Source organism: Labrys wisconsinensis (genome assembly GCF_030814995.1).
Classification (GTDB): domain Bacteria; phylum Pseudomonadota; class Alphaproteobacteria; order Rhizobiales; family Labraceae; genus Labrys; species Labrys wisconsinensis.
The window spans coordinates 421,072-434,258 of the sequence record NZ_JAUSVX010000001.1 but is presented as its reverse complement, the minus strand read 5'-3'; the positions used below and the strand labels follow the sequence as shown (position 1 = coordinate 434,258).

General features: G+C 69.6%; 15 protein-coding genes. 2 read left to right on the top strand and 13 right to left on the bottom strand.

Annotated features, from left to right (window positions below; genetic code table 11):
- Window positions 1-85: 85 nt before the first annotated feature.
- The 13 genes from QO011_RS01950 to QO011_RS01890 all read right to left on the bottom strand — a co-directional run bounded on the left by QO011_RS01950 (window position 86) and on the right by QO011_RS01890 (window position 10,766).
- Complete coding sequence (locus tag QO011_RS01950) at window positions 86-1,300, bottom strand: porin (RefSeq protein WP_307266934.1); 1,215 nt, start codon at window positions 1,298-1,300, stop codon at window positions 86-88.
- A gap of 688 nt (window positions 1,301-1,988) precedes the next feature.
- Window positions 1,989-2,744 (bottom strand): SDR family oxidoreductase, encoded by a 756-nt coding sequence (locus QO011_RS01945; protein WP_307266932.1) that lies wholly within the window; start codon window positions 2,742-2,744, stop codon window positions 1,989-1,991.
- 64 nt (window positions 2,745-2,808) lie between these two features.
- Entirely contained in the window at window positions 2,809-4,038 is a 1,230-nt protein-coding gene (locus QO011_RS01940) for an argininosuccinate synthase (protein WP_307266930.1), read from the bottom strand.
- 72 nt (window positions 4,039-4,110) lie between these two features.
- Window positions 4,111-4,857, bottom strand: a complete 747-nt coding sequence (locus tag QO011_RS01935; RefSeq protein WP_307266928.1) for a phosphatase PAP2 family protein — start codon at window positions 4,855-4,857, stop codon at window positions 4,111-4,113.
- Between the two features lie 35 nt (window positions 4,858-4,892).
- Window positions 4,893-5,846 carry a type I pantothenate kinase gene (gene coaA, locus QO011_RS01930; protein ID WP_307266924.1) on the bottom strand — a complete coding sequence of 318 codons (954 nt, stop codon included), beginning with the start codon at window positions 5,844-5,846 and terminating at the stop codon, window positions 4,893-4,895.
- 43 nt (window positions 5,847-5,889) lie between these two features.
- On the bottom strand, window positions 5,890-6,210 hold the full coding sequence (locus tag QO011_RS01925) for a phosphoribosyl-ATP diphosphatase (RefSeq protein WP_307266921.1): 321 nt from the start codon (window positions 6,208-6,210) through the stop codon (window positions 5,890-5,892).
- Complete coding sequence (gene hisF, locus QO011_RS01920) at window positions 6,207-6,989, bottom strand: imidazole glycerol phosphate synthase subunit HisF (RefSeq protein WP_307266918.1); 783 nt, start codon at window positions 6,987-6,989, stop codon at window positions 6,207-6,209. The genes QO011_RS01925 and hisF overlap by 4 nt, the downstream gene beginning before the upstream one ends.
- Before the next feature lie 88 nt (window positions 6,990-7,077).
- Entirely contained in the window at window positions 7,078-7,944 is an 867-nt protein-coding gene (locus QO011_RS01915) for an arginase family protein (protein ID WP_307266915.1), read from the bottom strand.
- Window positions 7,941-8,696 carry a 1-(5-phosphoribosyl)-5-[(5-phosphoribosylamino)methylideneamino]imidazole-4-carboxamide isomerase gene (gene hisA, locus QO011_RS01910; protein WP_307266912.1) on the bottom strand — a complete coding sequence of 252 codons (756 nt, stop codon included), beginning with the start codon at window positions 8,694-8,696 and terminating at the stop codon, window positions 7,941-7,943. Before hisA ends, QO011_RS01915 begins: the two co-directional genes overlap by 4 nt.
- Window positions 8,684-9,334: an imidazole glycerol phosphate synthase subunit HisH gene (gene hisH, locus QO011_RS01905; RefSeq protein ID WP_307266910.1), complete on the bottom strand. Its 651-nt coding sequence runs from the start codon at window positions 9,332-9,334 to the stop codon at window positions 8,684-8,686. The genes hisA and hisH overlap by 13 nt, the downstream gene beginning before the upstream one ends.
- Window positions 9,331-9,816, bottom strand: coding sequence for a DUF2628 domain-containing protein (locus QO011_RS01900; protein ID WP_307266908.1), 486 nt, complete (start codon window positions 9,814-9,816; stop codon window positions 9,331-9,333). Before QO011_RS01900 ends, hisH begins: the two co-directional genes overlap by 4 nt.
- Window position 9,817: 1 nt before the next feature.
- Window positions 9,818-10,411 (bottom strand): imidazoleglycerol-phosphate dehydratase HisB, encoded by a 594-nt coding sequence (hisB, locus tag QO011_RS01895; RefSeq protein WP_307266905.1) that lies wholly within the window; start codon window positions 10,409-10,411, stop codon window positions 9,818-9,820.
- A 136-nt stretch (window positions 10,412-10,547) separates the two neighbouring features.
- The gene (locus QO011_RS01890; RefSeq protein ID WP_307266903.1) at window positions 10,548-10,766 is read right to left on the bottom strand and encodes a DUF1127 domain-containing protein; all 219 of its coding nucleotides are present in this window, start codon (window positions 10,764-10,766) and stop codon (window positions 10,548-10,550) included.
- Between the two features lie 113 nt (window positions 10,767-10,879).
- Here QO011_RS01890 and QO011_RS01885 point away from each other — a divergent pair, with 113 nt between their 5' ends.
- Window positions 10,880-11,752, top strand: a complete 873-nt coding sequence (locus QO011_RS01885) for a LysR family transcriptional regulator (protein ID WP_307266901.1) — start codon at window positions 10,880-10,882, stop codon at window positions 11,750-11,752.
- Window positions 11,753-11,895: 143 nt separating this feature from the next.
- Window positions 11,896-13,179: a serpin family protein gene (locus QO011_RS01880; protein WP_307266899.1), complete on the top strand. Its 1,284-nt coding sequence runs from the start codon at window positions 11,896-11,898 to the stop codon at window positions 13,177-13,179.
- Window positions 13,180-13,187: the final 8 nt, after the last annotated feature.

Genomic DNA, 13,187 nt, shown 5'->3' with positions numbered 1-13,187 from the left:
AGCAGCGGACAATCGTCGATGAAGAAAAGGGCCCGGCGGATCGCTCCGCCGGGCCCTTTCATGTCGAGTAGATCCGGCTTTCGCCTCAGAAGGAGCGACGCACGCGCATGGCGCCGGCCCAGGTGTCGACGGTGCTCTTACCCGTGACGTCGATGCTCTGGTAGGAGACTTCGCCTGCCACAGTCATGCCCTTGACGACGGTGTAGACCAACTGGCCGCCGGCGACCCAGGCAGTGTAGTCGTTGCCCTTGTCGGCGATGATGCTCGGGGCATCGAAGTTGCGGTAGCTGCCGAACGCGATCGCCAGCAGCGAGGGCGTCAGGTTGAAGCCGGCCTCGCCCTCGATCGACCAGGACTTGGCGGTTTCGAAGGCAAAGCCCGGGCCGGGGCCGGCATAGGCGTCGGGCGCCTTCTGGAACTTGTTGGCGCCGGTGTAGCCGCTGGCGCCGTCCGCATACTCGCCTTCGATCACGAAGTAGCCGCCGGCGGCGAACGGGATGTTCATCTGCAAGGCCGCGCCAACGGCATAGCCGTATTTGCTGCTGTAGTCGTCGAGGACGCCACGCACCTGGTGGACGGCGCCCATGACCTGCGCCTTGCCCCAGCCACCCTTGCCGCCGTCATAGGCGACGTTGGCGACGAAGTCGGGCATGCGCGAGCCGCCGTAGCCGGTGCGGGCCGCGTCGTCCTTGTCAGTGAGGCCGCCGAAGCCGGCGATGCTCGTGTTGTGCTCGATGCTGTCCTCGACCGAGAGCGTGGCGCTCAGGCCGCCGCCGAACTGGCCGGTATAGGACAGGATGTTCTTGCGGCCCTGTTCGCCGCCATAGGTAGCGTAGATCGGCGAGCCGTACTTCCCATCATAGAAGTTGAAGGCGGACTCGATGAAGCCGGCGGTGACGCCGCCGAACTGGAGGTAGGCGTAGTGCACCTTGAAGGAGCTGTTGCTGGTAGACGCCCAGGCGGCGCCATAGTCGGCGTCGATCGCGATATAGGAGCGCAGCGTGCCATATTCGGTCGCGGTGCGGGCATCCCAGCGCACCTGGGCGCGGCCCTGCCACTGCGAGGCGTTGTCGCTCCGCTTCTTCGGCTCGACATAGTAGAAGTCGGACCGGACGTAGCCGCCGAGCTGGAGGCAGGTGTCGCTGCCCGGGATGTAGAAGTAGCCGGTGCCGAATTCGCTGCAGACCTTCACATATTCGACCGGCTCGGCCTTGGTCATCGGCAGGTCGGCAGCGTTCGCCCCCGTGACCGTCGCCAGGGCGGCCGCGCTGCCGAGCAGGAACTGTTTCGCACGTATCATAAAACTCTCCAAGATTGGCTTGCCGACGCCAGAGCGGCATGTCCGCGGCCAGCAACCGACCGCGCCGGCGCGCGGCCAGCGGGCGGAGGGAATGGTGCGAAGGATCGGCAGCCGCGCCCTGACCCCCAAAGCGCGGCGAGGCGGACACTAATCATCCGCGGTCCGAAACTGTGTGACAAACTCTGTTACAAATTGGAAAAACTTCGGAACAAAAAGCCATGTGGCAGACGTGCCACATTGTGACGGTTTTGTGACTTTTGGCTGTGCTTTTCTGACGCAGTCATTCCCTGCGTCCATGGCAGTTGCCGGCAACTCGCCGGCGTCCCGGCGAAGGCTCTCATGCCGGAGACCTCGCGGCCCTTACTGCAGAAGTCCCCGTCTTCGCAAGAGGTTGGGATGGGGAGGCTCGGCTATTGTGCGTCGCAACAGCGGCAACGCAGCATGATGTCTCGCGGCGGCTGCAGGCTGCGCCAATCAGGACAGTATTGTTGACGCAATGTCTGGCGATCGCATCGCATGGCCCCGGATGCCGGTCGCAGCCAGCCGCGCCGTGTCCCGATGCGCGTCGTTGCCCGGAAACAAGGTTTCGCTCATGCGATTCTGTGGAAACAATCACAAAGAACCCGGCCCGCGGCGAGCGCGGGCCGGGTCGGTCGGCGGCAGGAGCCCCGGACGGTCGAGCCCGGCCTCAGCCGCGGCCGACGAACGGCATCTTGGTCGCCATCACGGTCAGGTGCAGCACGTTGGCGTCGAGCGGCAGGCCGGCCATGTAGAGCACGGCCTCGGCCACGTGCTTCACATCGAAGGTCGGCTCGGTCTTGACGGTGAGGTCGGCCTGGAGCACGCCGCTGGTCATCCTGGCCGCCATCGGCGTCAGCGTGTTGCCGATGTCGATCTGGCCGCACGCGATGTCGTATTTGCGGCCGTCCAGCGCGGTCGACTTGGTCAGGCCCTCCACCGCGTGCTTGGAGGCGGTGTAGGGGGCGGAGTTCGGGCGCGGCGCGGTGGCCGAGATCGAGCCGTTGTTGATGATGCGCCCGCCGCGCGGCACCTGGTCCTTCATCACCCGGAACGCTTCCTGCGTGCACAGGAACACGCCGGTGACATTGGTGTCGATGACGCTCTTCCACTGCTCGAAGGGCAGGTCCTCGATGTTGACCGGCGGGGCGTTGGTGCCGGCATTGTTGACGAGGAGGTCGACCCGGCCGAAGCGCTCCACGGTCGCGCGGAACAGCGCCGACACCGAGGCGGGGTCGGTGACGTCGGCGGCCACGGTGAGCGCCGAGGCGGCGCGGGGATGGCCGGCGACCACCTCGTCCAGCACAGCCTTGCGCCGTCCGGCCAGCACCACCGACCAGCCCGCTTCCAGGAGCGCCAGGGCGATGGCCTGCCCGATGCCGGTGGCGGCGCCGGTCACGATGGCAGTTCCGGTCTGTCCGGCCATGTCTAATCCTCCCGATGTCGTGTGGTGATGGGCCGGCCGGGCCTTTCCGGCCCGGCGTCCGGCGTCATACGCCGAGCTTGCGCTTGCGGCTGCCGAGCGTGCGCAGGCGCAGGGCGTTGAGCTTGATGAAGCCGGCGGCGTCGCGATGATCGTAGGCGACCGCGCCCTCCTCGAAGGTGACGAGGTCCTGGCTGTACAGCGAATAGGGGCTCTCGCGGCCGATGACGTGCACGCCGCCCTTGTAGAGCTTCAGTCGCACCGAGCCGGTGACGGCCTCCTGGCTCTTGTCGATCAGGGCCTGCAGCATCTCGCGCTCGGGCGCGAACCAGAAGCCGTTATAGATCAGCTCGGCGTATTTCGGCATGATCTCGTCCTTGAGATGCGCCGCGCCGCGATCGAGCGTGATGCTTTCGATGCCGCGATGAGCCTGGAGCAGGATGGTGCCGCCGGGCGTCTCGTACATGCCGCGCGACTTCATGCCGACATAGCGGTTCTCGACCAGGTCGAGCCGGCCGATGCCGTTGACGCGGCCGAGCTCGTTGAGCCGGGTCAGCAGCGCCGCCGGGCTCAGCTTGACGCCGTCGACGGCCACCGCGTCGCCCTTCTCGAAGTCGATGGTGACGACGGTCGGGGTGTCCGGCGCCTTTTCCGGGTCGACGGTGCGCGAATAGACATAGTCCGGCACCTCGATCGCCGGGTCCTCCAGGACCTTGCCCTCGGAGGAGCAGTGCAGCAGGTTGGCGTCGACGGAGAAGGGGGCCTCGCCGCGTTTGTCCTTGGCGATCGGGATCTGGTTCTCCTCGGCGAAGCGGATCAGCGCCTCGCGCGAGCGCAGGTCCCATTCGCGCCAGGGGGCGATGATGGTGACGTCGGGCTTGAGGGCGTAGTAGGCGACCTCGTAGCGCACCTGGTCGTTGCCTTTGCCGGTCGAGCCGTGGGAAACGGCGTCGGCGCCGACCTTCTCGGCGATCTCGATCTGCTTCTTGGCGATCAGCGGCCGGGCGATCGAGGTGCCGAGGAGGTAGAGGCCCTCGTACTGGGCGTTGGCGCGGAACATCGGGAAGACGTAGTCGCGCACGAATTCCTCGCGCACATCCTCGATGAAGATGTTTTCCGGCTTGATGCCGAGCAGCAGCGCCTTCTGGCGCGCCGGCTCCAGCTCCTCGCCCTGGCCGAGATCCGCGGTGAAGGTCACGACCTCGCAGCCATAGGTGGTCTGCAGCCACTTCAGGATGATCGAGGTATCGAGGCCGCCCGAATAGGCGAGCACCACCTTCTTCACCGTCTTGGACATCGGCACGCTCCGGAAAAATCGCGCGCGACTATAGGCGGCGAAAGCGCCCGTGCAAGCCGTTTCGGCGGGGAATTACGAGGGGTCCGGCACGGCGCGGCGTCGGAAGAGGCCGGCCAGCCAGGCGTCGATGGCTCCGGGCCGGCCGGGGGCCCAGCGCGGATCGTGCATCAGGCGCAGCATCAGGATGGCGATCATGTGCGTGAACAGGGCCGCCAGCAGCACGTCGGAGAGGAAATGGCCGCCGAAGGCGAGCCGCAGCGCCGCCACCATCACCGTGAAGGCAACGGCCACGGCCATCGCCGGGCCGGCGACCGCGGCGGGGAGCACGGCGGCAGCCGCGATCAGGACGGTGCTGTTGGAGACTTCGCCGGAGACGAAGGAGCAGTTGCTGCGGCAGGGGCCGATCGGGTTCCACCAGGGCGAGAAGGCGACCTCGCCCTTCTCCACCTTCTCGACCGCCGATTCGGGCCGCTCGCGCCCCCAATGCTCCTTGAGCACGGCGTTGACCAGCAGCGCCGGCCCGAGCAGGAAGGTCAGCAGCACGGCGACGATGGCGCGTGTGTCGACGGGCAGGCGGACCTGCGGGCGAACGATCTTGACCAGCAGCGCGGCGACGAAGACCACGGCGACGCAGGTGGGAAAAAACATGCCGAAGGCGCGCAGGCTCTTGGCCAGGGCCGCGCCGCGCAGGATGAAGCTCGGGGTCGAATCCTCGAAGAAGTCGGAGACGTCGAAATCGATCGAGGGAAAGGCACCGAGAACCACGCCGACGAGGAGCGTGGCGCTCGCCGTGTAGAACATTGCCCTGCGGCCGTACATGCTGCTGCCTTATGCCTGGAGGAGGTTCTGATGCCTCAGAGCTTGCGCAACGCGACCTCTTCGATGCCGTGAGTTTCGCCTTTGCGCAAGATCAAATCGGCGCGCGGGCGCGTGGGAAGGATATTTTCGACGAGGTTGGGCTGGTTGATCCGGCTCCACAGTCCGTGCGCCGTTTCCAGCGCCTCGCCCTCCGATAGATCGGCATATTTGCGAAAATATGACTTGGGATTGCGGAAGGCGGTCTCGCGCAGGGTCATGAAGCGCTCGACGTACCAGCGGCGCAGCAGCACCTCCTTGGCGTCGAGATAGACGGAGAAGTCGAAGAAATCGGAGACGAAGGGGACGGCTTTGCCGTCGCGCGGCAGGCGCGCGGGCTGCAGCACGTTGAGCCCCTCGACGATCAGGATGTCCGGCTGGTGGATGACCACCGTCTCGCCCGGCACGACGTCGTAGACGAGGTGGGAATAGACCGGCGCCTCGACATGGTCCTTGCCGGCCTTGATGTCCGCCAGGAAACGCAGCAGCGTCTGGGTGTCGTAGCTCTCGGGAAAGCCCTTGCGCTCCATCAGGCCGTGGGCCCGGAGCACCGCATTGGGGAAGAGGAAGCCGTCGGTGGTGATCAGATCGACCTTGGGCGTGTTCGGCCAACGGGTCAGGAGCTGGCGCAGCACGCGCGCCGTGGTGGACTTGCCGACCGCCACCGACCCCGCCACGCCGACCAGGAAGGGCACCTTGCTGTCCTTGGTGCCGAGGAAGGCCTGGGTGGCGCGGTGGAGGCCCTGCGTGGCCGCGACATAGAGGGAGAGCAGGCGCGAGAGCGGCAGGTAGATCTCCTCGACCTCGGCGAGCGAAACCGGGTCGTTGAGCGAGCGCAGCCGGTCCAGCTCCTCGCCGGTCAGCGTCATCGGCGTGTCGGCGCGCAGGCTCGCCCAGTCCCGGCGCGAGAACAGCCGGTAGGGTGACAGGTCCGGCTTGATCACCCGATCCAAGAGGGCTGGTCCATGTTGCTGCTCCCGGCTGCCATGCCGTGGGTCATGCGCGTGTCCGGGCCGCCTTCTCGGCCAGGCCGGAGAGCGCGGTGCGCTGTTCGAGTTCCGCCATCACCGCCGCGAGCGCCACGTCCCGTGCCTTCAAGGCCACCAGGAGGTGGTAGAGCACGTCGGCCGCCTCGCCGACGATCTGCTTGCCGTCGCCTTCCGCGGCGGCGATCACGAATTCGATCGCCTCCTCGCCGAATTTCTTGGCGGCCCGCGACGGGCCGGCGGCCAGCAGCCGGGCGGTCCAGGACTCCTCCGGCGAGGCCTCGGCGCGGGCCGCCACCCGCGCCTCGAGGTCGGACAGGGTGAAGCTCATGCCGCCAGGTCCATGCGCATGGGCAGGCCGGCCGCGGCCATGTGCGCCTTGGCTTGCCCGATGGTGAAGGTGCCGAAATGGAAGATCGAGGCGGCGAGCACCGCCGTGGCATGGCCATCGCGCACGCCGTCGACGAGATGGTCGAGCGTGCCGACCCCGCCGGAGGCGATCACCGGCACCGGCACGGCATCGGCCACGGCGCGGGTGAGGGCGATGTCGAAGCCGGCCTTGGTGCCGTCGCGATCCATGGAGGTGAGCAGGATCTCGCCGGCGCCGAGCGCCACCACCTCGCCGGCGAATTCGAGGGCGTCGATGCCGGTCGGCCGGCGGCCGCCATGGGTGAAGATCTCCCAGCGGTCCGGCTCGCCCGCGGCCGAGACCTTCTTGGCGTCGATCGCCACCACGATGCATTGCTGGCCGAACTTTTCCGCCGCCTCGCCGACGAAGCCCCGACGCGCCACCGCGGCCGAGTTGATCGACACCTTGTCGGCGCCCGCCAGCAGGAGGTTGCGGATGTCCTCGACCGTGCGCACGCCGCCGCCGACGGTGAGCGGCATGAAGCAGGCCTCCGCCGTGCGCCGCACCACGTCGAACATGGTGCCGCGATTCTCGTGGGTGGCGTTGATGTCGAGGAAGCACAGCTCGTCCGCACCCGCCGCGTCATAGGCCCTGGCGCAGGCGACGGGATCGCCGGCATCGACGAGGTCGACGAAGTTGACGCCCTTGACGACACGGCCGTCCTTGACGTCGAGGCAGGGGATGACACGGGCCTTCAGCATGGCGGTCGACGTAGGGTCCGGGCGGCGGCAAGGCCACTTTCTTTGCACCGCACAATGGCAGAAATCGCAAGCGCCGTCACGACCGTGTTCACAGCTTCACCGCAGCGCTGACCGCGTCCCAGGTCCAGCGGTCGGCGACGGCGGCGACCAGGGCGGTGGCCAGCGACACCGCGGCCGTCGCGGTCCGGCCGTCGGGATCGACGGCCGGATCGTAGGCGGTGATCGCCGCGCCCGTCACGGGCGCGGCATGCGCGACGTCGTGCACCGCGGCGCCGAGCGCCTCGAGGCTGGCGCCGCCGGGCACCGCATAGCGGTTGACCGACAGCATGGCCGGATCCAGCACGTCGAGATCGAGATGGACATACGCGCGTGCCGCTCCCTGGGTCGCGGCCCGGGCCGCCGTTGCCGCCTCGCCCGCCGGCACATGGGCGATGCCGCGCGCCGCGATCAGCGCGGCCTCGGGCGGATCGAGGTCCCTGGCTCCGGCCAGCACCACCCTGCCGGCGTGGATCGGGGCGAAGCCCGGCACGGCGCCGGCGAGCTTCGGCCAGCAGGCGCCGAGCACCGTGGCCAGCGCCATGCCGTCGAGGAGGCCCGAGCCTGATGTCTCGGGCGTGTTGAGGTCGCCATGGGCGTCGAACCAGACGGCGGCGTCGGCACCGATGCCGGCGCAGACGCCGACGGCCGAGAGGCAGTTGCCGGCGATCACCAGCGGGAAGCGCCCGCCGGCGAGAGCGGCCTGGCAGAGGCGCGCGATCTCCGCCGCCACCGCAAAGCCGGTGGTGACCTCGCGCGGGTCGGGGTCGCCGAGCAGGACCGTGGCCTCGGTGACGTTGTGGCCCGCCGCGGTCAGCGCCTCGGCGAGGCCGGCCCGGCGGATGGCGATCGGGCCGAGGCCCCAGCGGGCCATGAACCGGCCGGAATCATAGGGAACGACGATCAAAGCGACTTTCATGGCCGCGCCTCGCTGCTGCCTCGTCCGATCAGCGCCAGCGCCTCCGCCGGATCGAGCCGCCTGTCATAGAGGGCCCGTCCGGCAATGGCGCCCTCCAGCCTGGCGGCGTCCGGCTGCATCAGCCGTTCGACATCCGCGATCGAGGCGAGGCCGCCGGAGGCGACGACCGGGATGCGGATGGCCTCGGCGAGCGCCAGCGTGCCGTCCCAGTCGATGCCGCCCAGCATACCGTCGCGGGCGATGTTCGTATAGACGATGGCGCTCACCCCGGCATCCTCGAAGCGGCGGGCAAGCTCGACCGCCGTCAGGCTCGAGGCTTCGGCCCAGCCCTCGACCGCGACGCAGCCGTCGCGGGCGTCGAGGCCGACGGCGACGCGGCCGGGATGGGCGCGGGCGGCCGCCTTGACGAAGGCGGGGTCACGCACCGCCGCGGTGCCGATGATGACGCGGTCGACGCCCTTGGCGAGCCAGCCCTCGACGGTCGCCATGTCGCGGATGCCGCCGCCGAGCTGCAGCGGCATGGCGGTGGCGGCGAGGATCGCCTCGACCGCCGCGGCGTTCATCGGCCGGCCGGCGAAGGCGCCGTCGAGGTCGACGACGTGCAGATGCGAGAAGCCCATGGCCCGGAAGGCCCGGGCCTGGTCGGCCGGGCTGTCGTTGAAGACGGTGGCCCTGGCCATGTCGCCCTGGACCAGACGGACGCAGCGCCCTTCCTTCAGATCGATCGCGGGATAGAGGATCACGGCCGCCACGCCAGGAAATTGGCGATCAGGGCCAGGCCGAGGCGCTGGCTCTTCTCGGGATGGAACTGGGTGCCCGCCAGGTTGTCGCGCCCGACCATGGCGGTCACCGGCCCGGCATAGTCGGCCTCGGCGAGCAGCAGCTCGGGCGAGGCCGCGGCGAGATGGAAGGAATGCACGAAATAGGCGTGCAGCCCGGCCGGGCCGGTCGGAATGCCGGCGAGCAGGGCATGGTCGCGGCGCAGGTTCAGCGTGTTCCAGCCCATGTGCGGGATCTTCAGCGCCGGATCGGCCGGCGCGATCACCTTGACGTCGCCGGCGATCCAGCCGAGCCCGCGCGTGGTCTCGAACTCCAGACCGCGCTCGGCCATCAGCTGCATGCCGACGCAGATGCCGAGGAAGGGCCGCCCGCCTGGGATCACCGCCTCGTCCAGCGCCTCGATCATGCCCGGCACGGCGGCCAGGCCCCGCTTGCAGTCGGCGAAGGCGCCGACGCCGGGCAGGACGATGCGGTCGGCGCGGCGCACGCGCTCGGGATCGGCCGTCACGAGGATATCGGCGGCAGTGCCGCTCTCGCGCGAGGCGCGCTCGAAGGCCTTGCGGGCGGAGTGCAGGTTGCCCGAGCCGTAGTCGACGATGGCCGTGATCATCGCCCGCCGCCCCAGGGATGCGGGAAGACGCCGAGCACCGGCTCGGCGTCGCGGCCGGAGAGGCCCGGCGTGGCGGTGGGCTCGGCCGGCACCACGGGCGGCGTGGACCGGCTGGCGAAGAAGCGATGCTCGGCCTCGACCCGGTCGGAGCCGGTGGCGATGCCGACGAAGCGCCAGTCCTTGCCGGCGAGCGTCCAGCGGCGCAGGGCGTTGGCCTCCAGGGCGAACCACAGGAAGAACAGGATCTCGATGCCGCCGGTCACCGCGTCGGGCGCCTGCGCCAGCCGGCCGGCGAGGTTGATCGCCACCAGGGCCCCGAGCCAGCCGAGGAACACCAGCCACATCCGTCGCCACAGGAGCCAGACGGGCGGAATCAGCAGGGCCGGCCAGCACCAGCCGTCCTTGACGAAGGCGCTGGCGTCGGCGGCCTCGAAGGAGCCGGGCGGGCTCGCCGGCGGCTCGAACACGCTCCAGGATGCCATCTCAGCCTCCGAGCCGGCCCTTGGTGGTGGGCAGGTCCCCGGCCGTGCGCGGGTCGACCGCCAGGGCGGCGCGCAGGGTGCGCGCCAGCGCCTTGAAACAGCTCTCGGCGATGTGGTGGGCGTTCTCGCCGTGGAGCGTCTCGACATGCAGCGTCACGCCGGCGTTCATGGCGAAGGCCTGGAACCATTCGCGCACCAGCTCGGTGTCGAACGTGCCGATCTTCTCCCTGGGAAAGGCGACCTTGAACACCAGGAAGGGGCGGCCGGACACGTCGATGGCGGCGCGCGTCAGCGTGTCGTCCATCGGCAGGCAGGCGTCGGCATAGCGGGTGATGCCCTTCATGTCGCCCATGGCCTGGCGCACGGCCTGGCCGAGGGCGATGCCGACATCCTCGACCGTGTGGTGATCGTCGATGTGCAGGTCGCCCTTGGCGCGCACCGTGATGTCGATCAGGGAGTGGCGCGACAGCTGCTCGAGCATATGGTCGAAGAAGCCGACGCCGGTGGCGACGTCGTAGCGCCCCGTCCCGTCGAGGGCGACGGAGACGGAGACGGAGGTTTCCTTCGTGGTGCGCTCGACGGCGGCGCTGCGCATGAATGCCATTCCTCGGGGACGACGGACGCGGCCTTATATCGGGGCGCGGCGGCCTGAGGAAGGCGTAATCGGCCGTCCGGGCGGGGAACGGCGGTCTTGGCCGGGCAGGCGGGGCGCCCGCCCGGCTGGGCGGGCCTCAGTGCCGGTCCGTGCGGCCGTCGCGGATCGCGCCTTCGATGCCTCCGCGGGAGAGGCCGAGGTCCGACAGGGCGGCATCGTCGAAGGCGCCGAGCCGGTTGAGGTCGCGACGGATGCGGATCTCGTCCGACAGCCGCCGCCAGGCCGCGACCGCGCGGTCCAGCACCGGGTGCGGCCGGTTGGAATGGAAGGAATGGGACGACAGCGACGCGGCCATGACAGCCTCCGATCTCTTGGGATGGCGTACCCTACCAAGGCGACTTGAATCATGGAAACTAATGTTTATGATGCTGCAGATAACAATTCATTATTGATGATCCAAGGCTCGGGATGACCAGGAATATCGACACCGGCCTGCTCAGGGCCTTCATCGCCGTGGCCGAGACGGCGGGGATGACCGCGGCCGCCAACGTGCTCAACCTGACGCAGGCGGCGATCAGCCAGCAGATCAAGCGCCTGGAGGACGGGTTCGAGGCCCGCCTGTTCGAGCGCGACCGCAAGGGGCTGCGCCTGACCAATGCCGGCGAGCGCCTGTTCGGCAAGGCCAAGCGGATGCTGGCGCTCAACGACGAGATCTGGGCCGAGATGACGGTGCCGATCCACAGCGGCGAGGTCCGCCTCGGCATCCCCTACGACCTGGTCAACACCTATCTGCCGCCGGTGCTGCGCGGCTTCTCCCGCGCCTATCCCAATGTGCGGGTGACGCTGGTGTGCGAGCCGTCGCTGAAGCTCCTGGAGACGCTGCAGGCCGGCCAGATCGACCTCACCCTGGTCGAGCAGCCGCAGGCCAGCGCGGGCGCCGAGACCCTGGCGATCGACCGCCTGGTCTGGGTCGGCGCCCGCGGCGGCGAGGCCCACCGCAAGCGGCCGCTGCCGGTGTCGCTCGGGGCCGAGACCTGCATCTTCCGCCCCGCCATCGTCGCGGCCCTCGCCGGCGCGGACATCTCCTGGTGGGCGATGTCGGAGATCGGCGGCGCCGAGGTGATGAACGCCACCGTCGAGACCGACCTGGCGGTGATGGCGCTGATGGCCGCCACCGTCCCGGGGCATCTGGAGATCCTCGGGCCGCAATCCGGCCTGCCGCCGCTGCAGCCCTACTCGATCGCGCTGCACATGTCGCGCGCCCGGCCGAGCGCCGTCGTCGAGGAGCTGGCGCGCTTCATCCGCGACGGGTTCCGCAGCCGCCAGCGCCAGGCCGCCTGACCTCGCCTCCCGCCCGGTCAGGCGCTACACTGCCGCTGCGGCCGATGGGGTCGCTGCCTCGGCGCGCTGGGTGCGAAAAGGCACGGCGCCGCGCCGCCGGCCGTGGTGGTGAATGGGGCCGGTCCCGGGAGAGAGGAAACATCATGCGCAGAGCCATCGTGCTTGCGTCCCTTTACGCCGGCCTCCTCGCCGTCTCGGCGGGTGGCGAAGGCCTCGCCGCGACGAAGCCCAAGGCCGCCGCGCCGTCGACAATGGCTCCGGCGGCTCCGGCGAATGCCGGCAAGCCGGTCGAGGTCGCCGCGGCGCCGACGCCCGAGCAGCAGCGTCTCACCGCCCAGGCCAGGCTCGGCCTCGACCTGATCGGCGAACTGGCACGGGCCCCGAAGCCGCCGGAGAACATCGTCGTCTCCCCGGCGAGCCTGGCCTCGCCCCTGGCGCTGCTCGACCTCGGCGCCAGCGCGCCGATGCGGGCGGCGATCCACAAGACGCTCGGCCTCGACCGGCCGGGCGCCGATGCGGCCGCCGACCTCGAGGCGCTGCGCGCCGCGCTGGCGCTGGTGGCCAAGCCGCAGGGGGGCCCGCTCGCCTTCGCCAGCGCCGTGGTGTTCGATCCGGCCGCGAAGCCCTTCCCGCTCGCCGTGCTCGGCCTGCAGGCGGCCGGGGCCGAGGTCTCGACCGAAAGCCTCGACGACCCGAAGACGCTGGAGCGCATCAACACGTTCGTCTCGGACACCACCAAGGGGCTGATCCCGACCATCCTCGACCAGCCGCTGCGCGCCGGCGGGCTGGTGGCGCTCAACGCCCTGCATTTCAAGGACGACTGGAAGACGCCCTTCGATGCCCGGCTGACCCAGCAGGAGCCGTTCACCCCGGCCGCGGGCGCCCCGGACAAGGTGTCGATGATGCACTCGGGCCTCGGCGCGATGCAGTTCCGTCAGGACGATCACTTCATCGCCGTCTCGCTGCCCTATGTTACGAAGGGCTATTCGCTGGTCGTCGTCACCACCAAGGACAAGCCGGCCCGGGCCGAGGAGTTCCACGACGCCGGCGCCTGGCTCGCCGGCGAGGGCTTCGCGGAGGCCGAGGGCGAGGTGGCTCTGCCGCGCTTTTCGCTCTCCGTCGCCACCGACCTGCTCGACGCCGCCGACAAGCTCGGCCTCAAGCCCGCCCGGCTGTCGAAGACGGCGCTGGCCGGCCTCTCCCCGACGCCGCAGGTCATCGCCGAGATCGTGCAGAAGGCGGTGATCCGCGTCGACGAGAAGGGCACGGAGGCCGCCGCCGCCACCGCGGTGACGACGCTGCGCAGCCTGCCGGCGCCGCACATCGTCATGAAGGTCGACAAGCCTTTCCTGTTCGCGCTGCGCCAGAGCGACACCGGGCTGGTGCTGATGGCCGGCTATGTCGGCCGGCCCGAGGAGGCGAAATAGGGGCGGCC